This window comes from Roseateles terrae (genome assembly GCF_014192155.1).
In the GTDB taxonomy this organism is placed as follows: Bacteria; Pseudomonadota; Gammaproteobacteria; order Burkholderiales; family Burkholderiaceae_C; genus Roseateles; species Roseateles terrae.
Genome location: NZ_JACHXO010000007.1, coordinates 39,604 through 58,143 on the forward strand (window position 1 = coordinate 39,604; position 18,540 = coordinate 58,143).

Annotated in this window: 16 protein-coding genes; 9 read left to right on the forward strand and 7 right to left on the reverse strand. The window is 66.2% G+C overall.

Going from position 1 to position 18,540, the window contains the following annotated elements; translation table 11 throughout:
• Positions 1-25: 25 nt before the first annotated feature.
• Entirely contained in the window at positions 26-310 is a 285-nt protein-coding gene (gene xseB, locus FHS28_RS18050) for an exodeoxyribonuclease VII small subunit (RefSeq protein ID WP_088454311.1), read from the reverse strand.
• Between the two features lie 448 nt (positions 311-758).
• Here xseB and FHS28_RS18055 point away from each other — a divergent pair, with 448 nt between their 5' ends.
• The 3 genes from FHS28_RS18055 (at position 759) to FHS28_RS18065 (ending at position 3,784) form a co-directional block, all read left to right on the forward strand.
• On the forward strand, positions 759-1,886 hold the full coding sequence (locus FHS28_RS18055) for an aromatic ring-hydroxylating oxygenase subunit alpha (protein ID WP_088454310.1): 1,128 nt from the start codon (positions 759-761) through the stop codon (positions 1,884-1,886).
• A 106-nt stretch (positions 1,887-1,992) separates the two neighbouring features.
• On the forward strand, positions 1,993-2,895 hold the full coding sequence (locus FHS28_RS18060) for a DMT family transporter (RefSeq protein ID WP_184295153.1): 903 nt from the start codon (positions 1,993-1,995) through the stop codon (positions 2,893-2,895).
• A gap of 28 nt (positions 2,896-2,923) precedes the next feature.
• The gene (locus FHS28_RS18065; RefSeq protein ID WP_088454309.1) at positions 2,924-3,784 is read left to right on the forward strand and encodes a sulfurtransferase; all 861 of its coding nucleotides are present in this window, start codon (positions 2,924-2,926) and stop codon (positions 3,782-3,784) included.
• Positions 3,785-3,883: 99 nt separating this feature from the next.
• Here the strand turns inward: FHS28_RS18065 and FHS28_RS18070 are convergent, their stop codons facing one another.
• The 3 genes from FHS28_RS18070 to FHS28_RS18080 all read right to left on the reverse strand — a co-directional run bounded on the left by FHS28_RS18070 (position 3,884) and on the right by FHS28_RS18080 (position 6,238).
• A complete protein-coding gene (locus FHS28_RS18070) occupies positions 3,884-4,318 on the reverse strand; it encodes a universal stress protein (protein ID WP_088454308.1) in 435 nt (144 codons plus the stop codon).
• Positions 4,319-4,460: 142 nt separating this feature from the next.
• Positions 4,461-5,237, reverse strand: coding sequence for a ZIP family metal transporter (locus FHS28_RS18075; RefSeq protein ID WP_088454307.1), 777 nt, complete (start codon positions 5,235-5,237; stop codon positions 4,461-4,463).
• Positions 5,238-5,368: 131 nt separating this feature from the next.
• Positions 5,369-6,238 carry a dienelactone hydrolase family protein gene (locus FHS28_RS18080; protein ID WP_088454306.1) on the reverse strand — a complete coding sequence of 290 codons (870 nt, stop codon included), beginning with the start codon at positions 6,236-6,238 and terminating at the stop codon, positions 5,369-5,371.
• A 93-nt stretch (positions 6,239-6,331) separates the two neighbouring features.
• On the opposite strand from FHS28_RS18080, the gene ppx reads away from it, so the two are divergent.
• Positions 6,332-7,843 carry an exopolyphosphatase gene (gene ppx / locus FHS28_RS18085; RefSeq protein WP_246410342.1) on the forward strand — a complete coding sequence of 504 codons (1,512 nt, stop codon included), beginning with the start codon at positions 6,332-6,334 and terminating at the stop codon, positions 7,841-7,843.
• A 192-nt stretch (positions 7,844-8,035) separates the two neighbouring features.
• On the opposite strand, the gene ppk1 is transcribed toward ppx, so the two are convergent.
• Positions 8,036-10,093 (reverse strand): polyphosphate kinase 1, encoded by a 2,058-nt coding sequence (ppk1, locus tag FHS28_RS18090; protein ID WP_088454304.1) that lies wholly within the window; start codon positions 10,091-10,093, stop codon positions 8,036-8,038.
• A gap of 175 nt (positions 10,094-10,268) precedes the next feature.
• A complete protein-coding gene (locus FHS28_RS18095) occupies positions 10,269-11,141 on the reverse strand; it encodes a UDP-2,3-diacylglucosamine diphosphatase (protein WP_088454303.1) in 873 nt (290 codons plus the stop codon).
• Between the two features lie 64 nt (positions 11,142-11,205).
• Here FHS28_RS18095 and FHS28_RS18100 point away from each other — a divergent pair, with 64 nt between their 5' ends.
• Both FHS28_RS18100 and recJ read left to right on the forward strand, forming a co-directional pair.
• Complete coding sequence (locus FHS28_RS18100; RefSeq protein ID WP_088454302.1) at positions 11,206-12,135, forward strand: hypothetical protein; 930 nt, start codon at positions 11,206-11,208, stop codon at positions 12,133-12,135.
• Between the two features lie 2 nt (positions 12,136-12,137).
• Complete coding sequence (gene recJ / locus FHS28_RS18105) at positions 12,138-13,895, forward strand: single-stranded-DNA-specific exonuclease RecJ (protein ID WP_088454301.1); 1,758 nt, start codon at positions 12,138-12,140, stop codon at positions 13,893-13,895.
• 80 nt (positions 13,896-13,975) lie between these two features.
• Here recJ and trxC read toward each other — a convergent pair whose 3' ends face one another.
• Positions 13,976-14,428: a thioredoxin TrxC gene (gene trxC / locus FHS28_RS18110; protein ID WP_088454300.1), complete on the reverse strand. Its 453-nt coding sequence runs from the start codon at positions 14,426-14,428 to the stop codon at positions 13,976-13,978.
• A 717-nt stretch (positions 14,429-15,145) separates the two neighbouring features.
• Here trxC and FHS28_RS18115 point away from each other — a divergent pair.
• The 3 genes from FHS28_RS18115 to FHS28_RS18125 all read left to right on the forward strand — a co-directional run bounded on the left by FHS28_RS18115 (position 15,146) and on the right by FHS28_RS18125 (position 18,537).
• Complete coding sequence (locus tag FHS28_RS18115) at positions 15,146-15,607, forward strand: host attachment protein (RefSeq protein ID WP_088454299.1); 462 nt, start codon at positions 15,146-15,148, stop codon at positions 15,605-15,607.
• A 204-nt stretch (positions 15,608-15,811) separates the two neighbouring features.
• Positions 15,812-17,656, forward strand: coding sequence for a bifunctional diguanylate cyclase/phosphodiesterase (locus FHS28_RS18120; RefSeq protein ID WP_088454298.1), 1,845 nt, complete (start codon positions 15,812-15,814; stop codon positions 17,654-17,656).
• Complete coding sequence (locus FHS28_RS18125) at positions 17,653-18,537, forward strand: 3',5'-nucleoside bisphosphate phosphatase (RefSeq protein WP_375140776.1); 885 nt, start codon at positions 17,653-17,655, stop codon at positions 18,535-18,537. The genes FHS28_RS18120 and FHS28_RS18125 overlap by 4 nt, the downstream gene beginning before the upstream one ends.
• The last annotated feature ends 3 nt before the right edge of the window (positions 18,538-18,540 follow it).

An 18,540-nucleotide genomic window follows, 5' to 3' on the forward strand; every position in this document is an offset into this window, starting at 1 on the left:
AATGATCGAACACACCTGCATCCACTTATGCTTCTCCCCAAGGCCGCATCTCGCCACCTTCCAGCGCTTGTACTTGTTGTTCAACGACCTGCAGGCGGGACCGGCAGAATTTCAGCAACTCTGCGCCCCGCTGATAACTGGCCAGCAGCTGGTCGAGCGGAAGCTGGCCCGCCTCCATCGACTGGATGAGCCGCTCGAGCTCGTCCACCGCCAGTTCATAACTGACCGGTTCCGGGCCGACCGGCGGGCCTTGCTCGGGCTGCGATGCCGACGAGGCATGGATCTGGTCGCTTGCGGAAGGCTTGCTCATTTCAAAACGCGAAAAAACCGATTGTAAGCATCCCACCCTGGGGGTCCTGCGTCAGACCTGTGGGGGATAGGCAACTGGATTGTGTCCCACTCTGAAAGGTGGGACGAAAGGGGCGAGAGAGGGCAAATACCGCGCCTGATCACGGAAGGACGCGCAAAGCCCGTACCGAAGGGACGGGGCGGACGGGGCCGGGTACAATGATCGATTCCCCTTGCGGCGCGTTGCCCACCTCCCTTCGATCTGCGGCCTTTTCAGGCCGTGGTTGCCCTGGCTTGACCGCATTTTTTGTGGTCCTCCCTGAGGGCAGCGCACGGCCTGACACCGCTCGAAGAGCCGGTTCGGGCCAGGCGCCGTGAATTCTGTCCTTTACGTCCAACATTCCGGCTTACCCGATCTGGGGGGTGGCCGGTCACGGTTGACATTGGTTTCTTGGAGACCCTCTTGGATCATGTCCGACCTGAGCATCCCTCTCAGCGCCCTTGAACGCAGCACGGCCCCCACAGTCACCCAGCTGCCTGTCACTTCCTACTTCGATGAGGACCTGTTCCGCCGGGAACAGGAACTGATCTTCCAGCACGGTCCCCGCTACCTGGGGCACGCGCTTGCGGTGCCCGAGGTCGGCGACTACTACGCCCTCCCGCAGGAGGGTGAAGGCCGTGCCCTCGTCCGCCGTGCGGAGGGCCCGCAGGGGGTGGAACTCATCTCCAACATCTGCCGCCACCGCCAGGCGGTGATGCTGCGTGGGCGCGGCAATACCCGCAGCAACATCGTCTGCCCGCTGCACCGCTGGACCTACGACCTCAAGGGTGAGCTGGTGGGAGCGCCCCATTTCAAACAGGACCCTTGCCTGCATCTGAACCGTTATGGGGTGCGGGAATGGAACGGTCTGCTGTTCGAGGACAACGGCCGGGACATCGCCGCCGAACTGTCCCGCCTGGGGCCGCGCGGCGCACTGGACTTCACCGGCTACCAGCTGGACCGCATTCATGTGCATGAGTGCGACTACAACTGGAAGACCTTCATCGAGGTCTACCTGGAGGACTACCACGTCGGTCCGTTCCATCCGGGCCTGGGCCAGTTCGTGACCTGCGAAGACCTCGCCTGGGAATTCACGCGCGACTATTCGGTGCAGACCGTCGGGGTCAACAAGGCACTGACCAAGCCCGGCTCGGCCGTGTATGAGAAGTGGCATCAGCAGGTGCTGGGCTTCAACCAGGGCCAGGCACCGGCCCAAGGCGCAATCTGGCTGACCTACTACCCTCACATCATGGTGGAGTGGTATCCGAACGTGCTGGTGATCTCCACCCTCTTCCCGCGTGGCCCGCAGAAGACGACCAACATCGTCGAGTTCTATTACCCCGAAGAAATCGTCGCCTTCGAGCGTGACTTCGTCGAGGCCCAGCAGGCCGCCTATATGGAAACCTGCGTGGAAGACGACGAGATCGCGCTGCGGATGGACGCCGGGCGCCGGGCCCTGATGGAGCGCGGCGACAACGAAGTCGGTCCCTACCAGTCCCCCATGGAAGATGGCATGAAGCATTTCCATGAGTGGTATCGGGGTTTGATGAAGCGCTGAGCGCCCAACGCACGGTCCGCAGACCGCCCCGCCCTGCCCGGCTTTCGGCAGGCCCACCACGCCCCGCCCTCGCGGGGCGTTTCACTTTGGGCAGAGAATCAGCGCCATGTCTGCTTCCCTCCTGATGGTGCTGGCGACCCTGCTGTTCGCCACGATGGGCGTCTGCGTCAAGGTGGCGTCGCTCGAGTTCCACTACAGCGCCGGTGAGATCGTGATGTATCGCGGCCTCGTTGGCACGCTGGTGCTGTTCACCCTGGCCCGCACCCAGGGGCTGAGCCTCAGGACGAAGGTGCCGGCGATGCACTTCTGGCGGAGCCTGTCCGGGGTGATCGCGCTGTCGCTTTGGTTCTATGCCATCAGCAAGCTGCCGCTGGCCACCGCCATGACGCTGAACTACATGTCGTCCATCTGGATGGCACTCTTTCTGATCGGTGGTGCCGTCATGATGGGCGGCGCGCGGGTGGATCCCCGACTGATCACCACGGTGCTGATCGGCTTTGCCGGTGTCGCGCTGGTGCTGCGCCCCAGCATGAGCGAAGAGCAGTTCTGGCATGGTCTGGCGGGCCTGGCCTCTGGCATGTTGTCCGCCATGGCCTACCTGCAGGTGACGGCGCTGGGCCGCGTCGGCGAGCCGGAATACCGGGTGGTGTTTTATTTCTCGATGGGCGGCGCGGTGGCCGGGGCGCTGGTCAGCCTGAGCACCCCCGGCGGCTGGCATGGCCATACCTGGAAGGGCGCCGCCCTGCTGCTGGCCGTGGGCGTGCTCGCCACGGGTGCGCAGTTGCTGATGACGCGCGCCTACAGCATCGGCAAACCCCTGGTGAATGCCTCGCTGCAGTATCTGGGCATCGTGTTCTCAGCGCTCTACAGCGTCCTGCTGTTCAATGACCTGCTCCCGCTGTCGGCCTGGATCGGCATCGGACTGATTGTGCTGGCCGGTCTGGGCGCGACGCTGCTGCGGGCTCGCAATACGCCGCAGGATGAGCAACACTCCGTGAGTGAATCCTGACCCTCGGACCCTCAACGTCTTTGCGACCATGACGCACGCCGCCTCTACCAGCCTGATTGATGTGCCCGCCTTGCAAGCGCTGTTGAACAGCCCGACGCCACCGCTGGTGATCGACGTGCGGTTCGACCTGGCCAACACCGATCAGGGTGAGGCTTTGCATGCGGTGGGTCACATTCCCGGGGCGTTTTATCTGCATCTGGACCGGGATCTGAGCGGTCCCAGGCAAGTGGGTGACACGTTCTTCGGCCGCCATCCGTTGCCGGAGCGCGAGGCCTTTGCCAACCAGATGCGTCGCCTGGGGCTGCAAGCCGGCCAGCAGGTGGTGGCCTATGACGCGGCGGACGGCATGTATGCCGCGCGCTTGTGGTGGATGCTGCGCTGGCTGGGCCATGAAGCCGTGGCGGTACTGGATGGCGGTTTCGCCGCCTGGCAGGCGGCTGGCGGCAGTGTCAGCCGCGAGATGCCCACGGCTCGGCCGGGCAGCTTCGCCGCGGGGACGCCGCTGGAGCAGCCCTGGTCCAAACAGGAACTGCTGGCCGGTCTCGGCCGGGTGCGGCTCATCGACGCCCGTGCGGGGGAGCGCTTCCGTGGGGAGGTCGAGCCGCTGGACCGGCAGGCCGGCCACATTCCGGGCGCCAGCCACCGCTTCTTCAAGACCAATCTCGATGCCAGTGGCCGCTTCCGACCTGCCGCAGAACTGAAAGCGGAGTTCGAGCAGGTGCTGGGCGCTTTCCCGGCCGCCCAGACGGTGCACCAGTGCGGCTCCGGCGTGACGGCCTGCCACAACCTGCTGGCGATGCACCATGCTGGCCTGACGGGCAGTCGCCTCTACCCCGGCTCCTGGAGCGAGTGGAGCGCCGATCCACGCCTGCCGCTGGCGCGCGGCTGACGCCGGCGCAGGTGTCGCCTGCGGGGGTACCCACACGCCACGTCGCCGTCGCGGCCCTTCATGCGGTGGCGGCGCAGCCCTGAGGCTCCGCCGACGTCTTTACCGCACCACCAGCACCGGAAACTGGCAGTGGCTGAGCACCTTCTGGGTCTCGCTGCCCAGCAGCAAGGCGGTGAAGCCCTTGCGGCCATGGGAGCCCATCACCAGCAGGTCCGCCTGGACCTTGCCGGCATGTTCAATGATGGCTTCCCAGGCGTGCAGCGCCTCGACGCTTTCCGTCGTCACTTCCACTCCCGCCGCCTGCGCAGCCGCAGCCACCTGACTCAGGCGCTCCTGGGCGATGCGCTCCTGCGCGTCGAAGAATTCCTGGGGCGGCGTCGGCTGCATTTCCGACACCGCGCTGTAGGGGAACGGTTCCTTCACGCTCACGGCAAACAGCCGGGCGCCATGAAAGCGGGCCAGTTGCACGGCGGTCTCGACGGCCTTGGTGGTGATGTCGGAACCATCGGTCGGAACGAGGATGCGTTGGAACATGGCGAGCCTCCTGATACAGGGTCTGCAGGGTCAGTCGAATGGCGGGGTCAAGGCATGACCACCCCACCAGTCTGGCGCCGTCATGGTGCGCCCGTGGTGACGAATGTCAATCGCGCAGACCCTGGCTCCGAGGCTGCGACGCTCAGTGGCTGTGCTTGCCCCCCACCACGATGACCACAAAGGCAATCCCCACGCCCAGCCAGAACAGTTGCAGAGCGGTGTCCTTCATCGGCAGCCGGCGCTGCAGTTGCGGAATCAGATCGGCGACCGACACATACACAAAGCTGCTGGACGCTGCCACGAGCAGATAGGGGAACATCGCCTGCCACGGGCCGACGATGAAATAGCCCAGCAAGCCACCGGCCACCGCGGCCAAGCCCGAGATCGCATTGAACAGCAGCGCCTTGCGTCGCGAGAAGCCGGCATTCAGCAAGACGATGTAGTCCCCGACTTCCTGCGGGATCTCGTGGGCCACGATCGCCATGGCGGTGACCCAACCCAGATGGTGGTCGGCGAGGAAGGCGGCCGCGATGATGATGCCGTCGCAGAAATTGTGGATGCTGTCCCCCACCAGCACCGACAGTCCCCCCCGCCCGGCCTGCTCCTGGTCGAAATGATGGTGATGGTGGTGACCGTCGCCTTCATGGTGGTGGGTATGCCGGTACAGCTCGGCTTTTTCCAGCAGGAAGAAGAACATCAACCCGCCCAGCAGCACCAGGAACAGGGTGTGCGGGTCCGCACCGCTCTCGAAGGCCTCCGGCAGCACATGCAGCAGCGCGGTGGAGAGCAGCACCCCGGTGGACAGGCTCACCAGGTGCTTGACGATGCGGCTCAGCAGGCCGACCGTCAGCATCGCCGCGATCGAGACGGACGCTACGCCGCCGGCCAGGGTGACCAGCAGGATATAGAACAGGGTCATGGATAAAAAAGGCGCACCACGGAGGGTGCGCCGGTATGGGATCTCAAAATTGTCTCAGACTCGTCAAGCCCCTCCCGCTGCCGGGCGGTGCGAGCCTCGCCCATACGGTCAAAAGCCGGAACGGCCAGGCCTCAGACGCCGTGCTGCTTGAACCAGGCCAGGCACTTCGCCCAGCCGTCCTTGGCTGCGTCGGCGCGGTAGCTGGGGCGGTAGTCGGCATGGAAGGCGTGGCCGGCGTCCTTGTAGACGACAAATTCACTGGCCTTGGCCGCCTTGCTGCCTTGCTGCAACGCTTCCTGCATCGCGGCGACGCTGGCCACCGGGATGCCGCCGTCCTGCCCGCCATACAGGCCCAGCACCGGCGCCTTGAGCTGCCCCACCACGTCGATCGGATGTTTGGGCGTCAGCGGCGTGGAGCTGCCCTGCAGCCGTCCATACCAGGCCACGCCGGCTTTGACGGCGGGATTGTGGGCGGCAAACAGCCAGGTGATGCGGCCGCCCCAGCAGAAACCGGTGATGCCCAGGTGTCCGGTGTTGCCACCTTTGGATTTGGCCCAGGCGACGGTGGCGTCGAGGTCGCGCATGACCTGTTCGTCGGGCACCTTGCTGATGATCTCGGACATCAGGCGGGCGATGTCCGTCACTGCCTTGGCATCGCCCTGCCGCACGAACAGGTCGGGCGCGACGGCGAAGTAGCCCTGCTTGGCAAAACGCCGGGCGACATCCGCAATATGTTCATGCACGCCGAAGATCTCGCTGATGACCAGCACCACCGGCGCATTCTTCTTGCCGGCCGGCCACGCAGCGTAAGCGGGCATCTGAAAGTCGCCTACCGGCACAGTCACCGGACCGGCCTCCAGGCCTTGTGTGTCGGTGGTGATGGTCTGCGCGCTCACCGGCAGCACGGCGGCAGCAAAGCCGCTGCCCACGGCCGTCCCGACAAAGTCGCGACGGTTGAAAGAACGCTTGGGTACCAGGCTGTCGAAGTCTTCGGTCGTCATGCAGGTCTCCTTGAAGGGCTGGGCGATTCTAGGGGGGCGTGTCCAAATGCGCTTGCCACGAAAACATCCCGTTTCTTCGCGACAATGCGCCGCATGAATCAAGCGCAAGTCCCCCCCACCCTGGCCGCCATCGACATGGGCTCCAACAGTTTCCGACTGGAGATCGCCCACCTGCAGCATGGCCAGTACCGGCGCCAGGACTATCTGAAGGAAACCGTGCGCCTGGGCGCGGGCCTGGACGCGCAGAGCATGCTGACCGAAGAGGCCACCGAACGGGGCCTGGCCTGCCTGCGGCGTTTTGCCGCGCGGCTGGACGGCGTACCGGCCAGGCAGGTCCGGGCGGTGGCCACCCAGACCCTGCGCGAGGCGCGCAACCGCAATGCCTTTCTGGAGCGGGCGCAGGAGGTGCTGGGACACCCCATTGAAGTCATCTCCGGCCGTGAGGAGGCCCGGCTGATCTATGCGGGCGTGTGCCGGCTGCAGGCGTCGGAAGATCCGCGTCTGGTGATCGACATCGGCGGGCGATCCACCGAGATGATCCTGGGCCGCGGCACCCAGCCGCTGAAGGCGGAGTCCTTCCAGGTGGGCAGTGTCAGCCTGTCGATGCGATTTTTCCCGGATGGCCGCTTCACCGCGGAGGCCTTCCGCGCTGCGCAGGTCGCGGCCGGGGCCGAGCTGGAGGAAGCGCTGACCGAGTTTGCGCGCCATACGGCGCAGCCGCGCTGGCGTGCCGCACTGGGCTCTTCCGGCACGGTGGGGGCGGTGGCGCAGATCCTGGCGGCGAATCAGGTGTCGGACGGCACGATCACGCTGGACGGCCTGCGCTGGTGCATCCAGCAATGCCTGGCGGCGGGTCATGTCGACGCGCTCAAGCTGGCCGGCCTCAAGGACGACCGCCGCGCGGTGGTGGCGGGCGGGCTCTGCATCCTCTACACCCTGCTGACCCACTTCGACATCGACCGGCTGGCGCCCGCCAAGGGAGCGCTGCGCCAGGGCGTGGTCTTCGATCTGGCAGCCCGCCTGGACCCGGCGCTGCTTGGCACCGGCCGCGACATGCGGGATCAGTCGGTGGCCGAGCTGCAGCGCCGGTTTGCGGTGGACCGGTCTCAGGCGCAGCGGGTGCAGGAGGTGGCCTTGAAGCTGCATCAGCAGCTGCTGCCGAAGGCGGATGAAGAACAGCGTCGCGAGCTGGGCTGGGCCGCGGCGCTGCACGAAATCGGCATGATGGTCTCGCACCATGACTTTCACCGGCACAGTGCCTATCTGCTGTCCCATGTGGATGCGCCGGGGTTCTCGCAAAGCCAGTTGCGGCGCCTGGGCGATCTGGCGCTGGGCCAGCGCGGCGGCCTGCGCAAGCTGGACGATCAATTGCGGGACGACAGCCTGACCTGGCAACTGCTGGCCCTGCGGCTGGCGGCGATCAAGTGCCACGCACGCGGACAGGTGGATGCCTCGGCGATGCATGTGAGCCGGCAGGGGCCGCTCGTCACCATCCGGATGGCCAAGGGCTGGGCGGATGCCCATCCCCGGGCGCACTACCTGCTGCGTGAGGAGCAGGAAGCCTGGGCGAAGCTCGGGCGGGTGCAGCTGGAGCTGGTCGGCTGAGCGCCGCGCTTCGCGCCTTGGCGGTGCTGGTGCTGTTTGCCGCGGCCGGGGTGCTTCGGACTCTCTCGGCGCCACCCGCGCGCGGTGCGGTCACCCCCTCCGGCTCCGCAGCAGCCGCCCCGATTGCATCAAGGCATGCAACCGCGACACCGAAGGCCACGGAGAGCGGCGCCTGCTGCGCAGATCAGCCGCTCATTCCTCTTCGACGTGGAACAGCTGCATCAGTGCCTGCTGCGCACTGATCCCGTCCACGCCATTGACGCGCTGCGAGGTGCCATCGGAGCGCAGCTGCCACGCATCCCGCGTGTCGTGCAGGTAAGGCACCAGCCCTTCATCGATCACCCGCTGCCGCAGCTTGGGATCGAGCACCGGCCATGCCACCTCGATGCGGCGCAGCATGTTGCGGCTCATCCAGTCGGCGCTGGAGAGGTATAGCGATTCTTCCGCCTCCGTCTTGCCCCAGCGGAAATAGAAGATCCGCGAATGCTCCAGGAAGCGCCCCACCACCGACCGCACCAGGATGTTGTCCGTGATGCCGGGCAACCCCGGCGGCAGCATGCAGGCGCCCCGCACGATCAGGTCGATGCGCGCGCCCGCCTGGCCCGCGCTGATCAGGGACTGGATCAGCTCCGCATCCGTCAGCGCATTGATCTTGAGCACCACCCGCGCCGGCTCGCCGCGCCGTGCAGCGGCCTCCACCAGGGCCAGCGTCTCGCACATGGTGCGATGCAGATTGAACGGCGCCAGCAGCAGTTTGCGCGGCGCCTTGAACTTCGACAGTGACGCCAACTGGCGGAAGACGAGGTCCATGTCGGCGGTCAGATCGGTGTCCGCCGTCAGGTAACCCAGGTCGGTGTAGAAGCGCGCGGTCTTGGGGTTGTAGTTACCGGTGGACAGATGCCCATAGCGGCGCAGTCGCCCGCCTTCGCGCCGGGTGATCAGCATCAGCTTCGCATGGGTCTTGAGCCCCACGATGCCATACACCACCTGTGCGCCCACGGCCTCCAGCCGCTCGGCCCAGTTGATGTTGGCTTCTTCATCGAAGCGGGCCTTCAGCTCCACCACGGCCAGCACTTCCTTGCCGCGGCGGGCCGCTTCGATCAGCAAATCGGCCAACACCGACTGGCTGCCGGTGCGGTAGATCGTCTGCTGGATGGCCAGCACATCCGGGTCTTCCACCGCCTCGCGCAGCAGTTGCACCACCGGGTCGAAGCTCTCGAAGGGATGGTGCAGCAGGATGTCGCCCTTGCTGCGCAGCTTGTCCAGAATCGACTTGCCGCGCGGCAGGCGGCGAGTGGGCCAGCTGGGTTCGTAGGGCTGGAAGCGCAGGTCGTCGGCATCGGTCTGGTCGATCAGCTCATTGAGCCGCACCAGATTCACCGGTCCGTTGACGCGATACAGCGCCGCCTCTGGCAGCGCAAACTGTTCCAGCAGGAAACGCGACAGCTCTTCCGGGCAGGTGTTCACCACTTCCAGACGCACCGCGCGTCCGAAGTGACGGGTGGTGAGTCCCGAGCGCAGCGCGTGGCGCAGGTTGGCGATTTCTTCCTCGTCCACCTCCAGGTCCGAATCGCGGGTGACGCGGAACTGCGAAAACGCTTCCACCTGCCGACCCGGGAACAGTTCTTCCAGATGGGCGCGGATGACGCTGGTGAGCAGCACAAAACTCTGGCGGCCGCTGCTGATCTCCGGCGGCAGCTTGATGACCCGGGGCAAGACCCGCGGCACCTTGACGATGGCGATGCGGGTGTCGCGGCCCAGCGCATCCTTGCCCGACAGCCGCGCCACAAAGTGCAGCGACTTGTTGGCCACCTGCGGAAACGGATGCGCCGGGTCCAGGCCCACCGGCACCAGCAGTGGCCGCACTTCCCGCTCGAAGAACCGGGCGACCCAGGCGCGCTGCTCGGTCGTGCGGTCGGCGTGGTTGAGGATCTGGATGCTGTGCTCGCGCAGCTCCGGCATCACCTGGTCATTGAAGATGCCGTACTGCTGATCGATCAGCTCATGGGCGGCGCGGGCGACGCGTTCCACGTCCCGCGAGGTGACCAGACCGCTACCGTCGCGCTGCGCATCGAGCATGTCGGCGAAGCGGACCTCGAAGAACTCGTCCAGGTTGGACGACACGATGCAGATGTAGCGCAGCCGCTCCAGGAGCGGAACGTCCCGGCGCTGGGCCTGGGCCAGGACACGACGGTTGAACTCGAGGATGGCTTGTTCGCGGTTAAGCAAGGAAACGGCAGACGAGGTCATGAACTCATTCTATGAAGCTATCGTGACAGCCCGATGACCCGAAAGAACCCCCTGTCTGCGACGACCCCCCGGCGTGTCTTAACGTCTCTCAACGTCCATCGACGCCCTCGACGTCCCTGGCACTCCGGCCATCGGCCTCGCCATCTCGCGCCGGACCGGAATCTCCAGAGTGACTTCAGGCCGGCGTGCGCAGGGCTTCGACGGCTGCGACGGCTTTCAGGGCGGCGTCGGCCCGCTCCCGCTGCCGCGCGCTCCAGTCCAGGATTTCCAGATGGCCGTCGGCGTGCTCCACCAGGGCGGTGAGACTCTCCACCCAGTCCCCGTCATTGGCGTAGAGGATGCCGTCGATGTCCCGCAGCTCGGCGTGGTGGATATGACCGCAGACAACGCCCTGCACACCGCGCTTGCGGGCCTCCTTGGCGAGCGCTTCCTCGAAGTCATTCAGGTAGGACACCGCCCGTTTGACCTTGAGCTTCAGATATTTGCTCAGGCTCCAGTACGGCAGCCCCATGCGGGCCCGCAAGGAATTGAGATGGCGGTTGAGCTTGAGGGTGAACTCATAGGCGCTGTCGCCCACATGGGCCAGCCATTTGGCGCACTGGATCACGCCGTCGAACAGGTCGCCATGGGTGACCCACAGCTTGCGGCCGTCGGCGGTTTCGTGAATCCATTCATGGGCCACCTCAATGCCGCCGAAGCTGTGATTCAGGTATTTGCGGGCGAATTCGTCGTGATTGCCCGGCACATAAATCACCCGGCAGCCTTTGCGCGCTTTGCGCAGCAGCTTCTGCACCACGTCGTTGTGGGCCTGCGGCCAATACCAGCTGCGGCGCAGCTGCCAGCCGTCGACGATGTCGCCCACCAGGAACAGTTGCTCGCATTCCACCTCCCGGAGGAATTCGAGCAGGGCGCGGGCCTGGCAGCCGGGGGTCCCCAGGTGCAGGTCGGAAATCCACACGGTCCGCACGCGGATGGAACCGCCCTCTTCCGCCTCCGGAGGGGGCGGCTCGGTGGACACAGCGGCGGCCAAAAGCGTGTCGGTCAGCATGGCCCCATAGCTTGAAGAGGTCGCGTGAAACCTTGATGACCGTCAGAGACCGATAATCACGCCCATGCATCTGTTGATTCCCTACGCCAGCGCCCAGGAACCGCACGTGGAGGCGGCCCTGCGGGAGCTGGAGCTGCCGGCCCTGAGCGCCCTGCTGGGTCTGCTGACCGCCACCGACACGCTGGAGGGCGATGAGCTCGCCTTGCTTCCTCCGCATGAGCGGGTGCTGACCCGCCTGCGGGGGGTGGACGACGACCTGCCCCCGACGGCGGCCTGGCGTCTGAAGGCGGCGGGCGTGGTGCCGGGGGACGCGGTCTGGGCCCTGATCACGCCGCTGCATCTGGCGGTGGGCACGGATCAGGTCACGGCCCTGGGGGCGGACACCCTGCAGCTGACGGACAACGAATCCCGCGCCTTTCTCACCGCGCTGACGCCGTCGGTGTTTCCGGCGGACGAGGGTTGGGCGACCCATTGGCTCGCGGCGGATGCCTGGGCGGTGTCGCATCCCTCGCTGGACGGCCAGGAAGCCGCCAGCCCGGACCGCATCCTGAACCGCGGGGTGGAGACCTGGATGCCGCGCGGTCGGCGACTGCGCACCCTCATGAATGAACTGCAGATGGTGCTGCATGGCCTGCCGCTGAATGCCGAGCGGGAAGCGCGCGGTCTGCGGCCGGTCAACGCGGCATGGATCAGCGGCTGCGGCCGGGACCGCGGTCATGCGCTGCCGGAGGATCTGCTCGTGGATGATCGTCTGCGCGTGCCGATGATGACGGGCGATCTCTATGCCTGGAGCGAAGCCTGGAAGGCGCTGGACAGCGGCCTGCTGTCGGAAGCGCTGCATCACGTCAGGGGCGGTGGCGAGCTGAAGCTCACCCTCTGCGGCGAGCGCTCGTCGCGACGCTGGGAGCGCCGACAAGTGGGCGGCTGGCAGCGCCTGAAAGAACGCTTCACACCGCCGACGGTGCGAGTGTCCGACGCGATGGAAGGGCTGTGACCATGAATGCACCACGCAGCCCCTCTGGCCCTCGCATCCTCACGCGGGATGTGCCGCCCGACCCGGTGTTCGCCCTTCAACAGGCGGGTCTCTCGCCGCTGCTGGCAAGGCTGCTGGCGGCGCGGGGGGTGGTCTCTGCCGTCGAGCTGGACGCTGATCTCAAGCACCTGCTGCCGCCGGACGGCCTGCTGGGCATCGAGGCTGCGGCGACGCTGCTGGCGGACGCCTTGCTGGCCGGGGACCGCATCTGCATCGTGGCCGACTATGACTGTGACGGCGCGACGGCCTGTGCGGTCATGCTGCGTGGGCTGGCGATGCTGGGTGCGCGTCCGGGCTCGGTTGGTTATGTGGTGCCGGACCGCGCGGTGCACGGCTATGGCCTGACGCCGACCATCGTGGACCTGGCCCTGCAGCACCAGCCGCAGCTGCTGGTCACGGTGGACAACGGCATTGCGAGCCATGCTGGCGTGGCGCATGCGCGCGCCATGGGTTTGAAGGTCCTGGTCACCGACCACCACCTGCCGGCGGTGGATGCGGACGGGGTGGCAACGGTGCCGGAGGCGGATGCGCTGGTCAATCCGAACCAGCCGGGCTGCACCTTTCCGAGCAAGAACATGGCGGGCGTGGGCGTGGCCTTCTACGTGCTGCTGGCCCTGCGCGGCGAGATGCGTCGCCGGGGTGCTTATCCGGATGGGGCGCAGCCGCGCCTGGATGGCCTGCTGGACCTGGTGGCGCTGGGCACCGTGGCAGACGTCGTCAAGCTGGACGCCAACAATCGTCGCCTGGTGGCGCAGGGTCTGCGCCGCATGCGCGCGGGCCGCATGCAGCCGGGTGTGGCGGCGCTGTTCACTGCGGCGGCACGCGACCCGCTGCGGGCCAACAGCTTTGACCTTGGCTTCGCGCTGGGGCCCCGCATCAATGCCGCGGGTCGCCTGGCTGACATGACCATGGGCATCACCTGCCTGACGACGGAAGATAGCGCGCAGGCGCTGGAGCTGGCCAAGGAACTGGATCGCATCAATCGCGAGCGGCGCGACATTGAAGCTGGCATGCAGGAGCAGGCGCTGGCGCTGCTGGACCGTCTGATGGACGATCCGCGCCTGAACGGTGCGCCGCCGCCCGCGCTGGCGCTGTTTGACGAGGACTTCCACGAAGGCGTGGTGGGCATCGTCGCGTCGCGCATCAAGGACCGGCTGCACCGGCCGGTGTTTGTCTTTGCGCGGGGTGCGGACGGCCAGCTCAAGGGTTCGGGCCGATCCATTCCGGGATTCCACCTGCGGGATGCGCTCGACCTCGTCTCCAAGCGTCACCCGGACCTGCTGCGCAAGTTCGGCGGCCACGCGATGGCGGCGGGCTGCACGCTGGCGCCGGGCGGCGTTGAGGCGTTTGGCACTGCTTTCGAGCAGGTGGCCGCTGAATGGCTGGATGAAGCCGCGCTCACCCGCACCTTGCGGACGGACGGACCTTTGCCGGCAGAAGCTTTCTGCGTCGAGACCGTTCAGGAGCTTGAAGCGCAGGTCTGGGGTCAAGCCTTTGAGGCACCGCTGTTCTGCGACAGCGTGCAGGTGGTGCATCAGCGCATTGTCGGCGAGCGCCACCTCAAGCTGCGCTTGCGCCAGGGCGCGCTGTTGCGTGACGCCATCTGGTTCGGCCGCACTGAATCCCTGCCCGAGCGGGTGACCTTGGCCTACCGTCTGACGCTCAATGAATACCAGGGACAGCAGAACGTCCAGATGGTGGTCGAGGCCATGGCCGATTGACACTCCCATGAGGTTGTCGGACTGAGGGCAGCCGCGGAGATAAGCATTCGACGCTGCTTGAACGTACCGGCCGCGGAGGCTCAGGCGCCCAGCGACCTGCGCACCCAGTCCACGATGGCCTGGGAGGGAATGGCGCCGGCGTGGCGCGCGATTTCCTTGCCGTCCAGGAACAGCAGCAGTGTGGGAATGCTGCGGATGTTGTACTGACTGCTCTGACGGGGTGCGAGGTCGGTGTCCAGCTTGATGAAGCGCAGTTCGGGCAGCATCTCTGCGGCCTTTTCGAAGTGGGGCGCCATGCTCTTGCAGGGGCCACACCAGGCGGCCCAGCAGTCCACCACCACCGGCAGCTCCGTGCCGGCCACATAGCGGTCGAACACTTCTGCGGACACGTCCATGGGGCGCTGGGCCATCAATGGTGTGCTGCATTTGCCGCAATCGGGGTCGTCTGCCAGCCGGTCGCGCGGCACGCGGTTCTTCGCGCCGCAGGCGGGGCACACGATATGAAGGCTCAGGGGTTCGGTGGCGGTGTCCATATTGAAGTCCTCACGCGGGGAAGGCGGGGCTCCCTCACAGCAATCCAGATTCCCTCCATGATGCCCAAAGTTTGCCTTGGCTGAATCCCCCGAAAGGTCTCACCTTGAAGAAGGGCGGTGCCCGTCGCCCACCCCGAAAACGGTCTTGATGGTGGAGGCAGCTTTCAACGACCGTGCCCGGAACCACCGCATGGATACGCCACGCTCTCCGCACACCACCCACCTTCACCACGTCCGCGGTCGGAGGAAAGCGCCGACCGGGTGCCCTTTTCCGTAAGTATTAGCTTGCGAACTCAAGGAGGAATCGGGCTTGATGAGCCTGCCTGCAATTCTGCGGCTGCCTGCCCAGACTGACCAACAGCTGACCAGCCGTTTTGAGGGAAGATACAAGGGGGAGGACCCGAAGGGGACGGAGGACTGAGCTCGGACACAAACAGTCCAGTGGACTGTTTGTGCCTAGCGAGGGCCAGGGCCTCTGGCCCTGGCATGGAGGAAAAGGGTGCCCGGTTGGCGCTTTCCGGCTGCACCGCGCCCACCCACCCCCATCAGAATCCTTCGATGTCTTCCCTCCACCGATCCGAGCCCGACTAGGAATGCAACTTGCCGCCCACAAGGTTAGCAAGCACTTGACCCCTCCTTGCACGCAGACCCCAACGGCGACCCGCACGCGGGGAGCGTCAAGCCCTCGATCTCTGAATCCTTGGAAAGGACTCCCTCATGCCTAACTACAAAGACGACGGAAAACTCTGGGTGCTCGTGGCTGACGAAGGCGTGGCCCGCCTGTTGCGCCTGCCGGAAGAAGGTGGTGACCTGGAGGACGTCACCACCCTGACCGACGCCGCCGCCCACGCGGACAAGGCCGACCTGCGCCGTGATGCCGAGGGCCGCCGGGGCACCAGCACCACCTCGTCCGCCGGTGTGGATGAGCTTCACAAGGAAGCGATGGACTTCTCGACCCGCGTTGCCCGCACCCTGGATGACGGCTACAACAACGGCGACTTCACCCAGCTTCGCATCGTGGCCGCCCCCCGCTTCCTGGGCCTGCTGCGCAAGTCGCTGAGTCCCAATGTCACCAAGCTCGTCATCGACGAGACCAATGTCGACGTCGTGCACGAAAGCCTGGGCGCCCTGACCTCCCGCCTCTTCCCGGAGCGCGACTTCAGCCAGCGCAAGGCCTGAACCTCGCGAAGCCGACCTGATCGTCGCTGATCCTCACGGATCCACCTTGAAGCGGCGCTTGCCAGCGCCCTTCCCAAACCCCTCAGCCCCGTCTGAGGGCGCCCCATGACACCTCGATGTCACTCCCACGCATCAGGTAACGACTTGTCAACAGCATGACACAGGCCTCCCCAAAAATGGGGACAGCCCCTCGCCTGGACCGTCATGCCGCCCACCCATCTCCTCCCGCCCGACCCGCTGGCCGTGGTCCTGTCGTCCGTCATCCGTGACGCGCGCCTCGACATCCATTTTCAGCCTCTGGTCGAAGTCGATCGCGCCCAGATCCTAGGCTTCGAGGCCCTCACCCGCGGCCCCGCCGACAGTCCCCTCCATTCCCCGCTGGTTCTCTTTGAAACCGCCGCCCGCCTCGGCCGCCTGGTCGAGCTCGAGCGGCTGGTCGTCCGCCGCGCCCTGCGGCGCTTCAAGGAACTCAACCTCCCCGGCCAGCTCTTCCTGAACCTCACCGCCGACACCCTGCTCGCCACCGGCGAACAAGGCGCCCTCATCGCCCGCGAATTTGCCCAGCTCGACATTCCCGCCTCCCGCGTCGTCATCGAGCTCACCGAAACCCGCCCCATCCTTGAGCCTGAGCGTCTGCAGGACAGCATGCGCAGCCTGCGTGAACTGGGATTCGTCGTGGCCCTGGACGACCTCGGCGAAGGCTTCGCCAGCCTCAAGCGCTGGATGGACATCCGCCCGGACTTCGTCAAGATCGACCGGCACTTCATCGACGGCATTGCCCAGGACCCGCTCAAGCAGCAGTTTGTCCGCTCCATCCTGGAGATGGCGGCCACCAGCGGCTGCACCGTCGTCGCGGAAGGCCTGGAACAGCTCAGTGACCTCACGGTGCTGCGCCGCCTCGGTGTTCCGGTGTGTCAGGGCTACCTGTTGGCCCGCCCCTGCGCCTCACCGCGCAACGCCTTGCGGGCCGAAGTCGATGCCCTGCTGGCCCCGGAACACCGCCGCCGCTCCGCCGACTGGCGCCGCCTGCCGCCCGATGCCATCACCACCGCCGCGCAGCTGGCGCGCCGGAGTCACACCGTGACGCCCAAGCTCTCCTGCCAGGCGGTGGTGGACATGTTCCAGCGCGATGAGCAGCTCTTCTCCATGCCGGTGCTTGATGCCGCCAACCGTCCCATCGGCCTGTTGCGCTCCCTGCAGGTGCTCAAACGCAGCGCGGAGCGGTACTTCATGGACATCCACGAAAAACGCAGCTGCACCGCCCTGATGGATGCCCAGCCGCTCATCTTCGACGCCAGCACCTCCCTGCGTGACATGAGCGAAGCCATCGCCAGCCTGGACGACCGGCTGATGGTGGACGGCTTCATCGTCACCCGCGACGGCGAATACTTCGGCACCGGCCGCAGCACCGACCTCCTCAAGGCCGTCTCCGACCTGCAGGTGCACAGCGCCCGCTATGCCAACCCGCTGACCCTGCTGCCTGGCAACGTGCCCACCGACCTGCACCTGGACGCCCTGCTCCAGGAGGGCGGCGACTTCGTGGCCGTCGCCTGGGACATCGACCACTTCAAGCCCTTCAACGATGTGTACGGCTACGCGGCCGGCGACGACATCATCAAACTCTGCGCCCAGATCCTGATTGGTGCGGCCGACCCCGAGCTCGATTTCATCGGCCACATCGGCGGCGATGATTTCGTCATGGTGCTCAGCTCCACTGACTGGACCGCCCGCCTCCAGCAGGTGTGCCGCGAGTTTGACCGCCAGGTGCGCCCCTTCTTCTCGGCGGAGCATCTCGCGCTCGGCGGCTACATCACCCTCAACCGCCAGAACCAGGAATCCTTCAATCCGCTGCCCACGCTCAGTGCAGGCGTGGTGCAGGTGCAGCCGGGCATGTTCGACGGCGTCCGGGCCCTGTCCGCGGCCCTTGCCGAACCCAAGCACGTGGCCAAGTGTGGCACCGGTCCCAGCCGCTATTTCGTGGACCGCAGGCGGGGCTTCGGCAGCCCCGAACGCTCCAGCCTGATGGGGCTCCTAGAATCGGTGGGGTGAACACACCTCTGCATGCCCTGTCCAACGCCGACCTGCACTGCCACTCCGTGGTGTCGGACGGCACCCTCACGCCGGAACTGCTGGCGGCGCGGGCCAAGGCCCACGGCGTCGAACTCTGGGCCTTGACGGACCACGACGAGATCGGCGGCCAGCAGCGTGCCATCAATGCTGCCCGGGCGCAGGGCTTGCCCTACATCACCGGTGTGGAGGTCTCGGTGACCTTTGCCGGCAAGGTGGTGCATATCGTGGGACTCGGTTTCGATCACACCAACGAACAACTGCAAAGCGGCTTGCGGGCCACCCGTGGCGGCCGCGGCGCCCGTGCGCAGGACATGTCGGATGACCTGGCCCGCGCCGGCATCCCTGGCGCCTATGAAGGCGCGCTCAAGTACGCCGGGAATCCGGAGCTGATTTCCCGCACCCACTTTGCCCGCTTCCTCGTTGAGTCCGGCCATTGCACCGATGTGCCGGAGGTCTTCCGCCGTTACCTCACCGAGGGTAAGCCGGGCTTTGTGCCGCATAAGTGGGCCACGCTGGCAGACACCGTCCGGTGGATCCGTGAGGCCGGCGGTCTGGCGGTGATTGCGCATCCGGGACGCTACGGCTTCACCCCAACCGAGGAATATGCGCTCATCACCGAATTCATTGCGCATGGCGGCCGGGGCATTGAAGTCGTGACCGGCAGCCACACGGCCGCGGATGTGCTGCAGTACACCGACACCGCGCTGGAGTTTGACCTGCTCGCTTCGCGCGGCTCGGACTTCCACAGTCCGGCAGAAAGCCGTGTGGACCTCGGCAAGCTGGAGGATCACCTGTCTGGCCGCCTCACACCGGTCTGGAGCGTGCTGGGTGATCGCATCCACTGGCCGTCCGCCCATTGAATG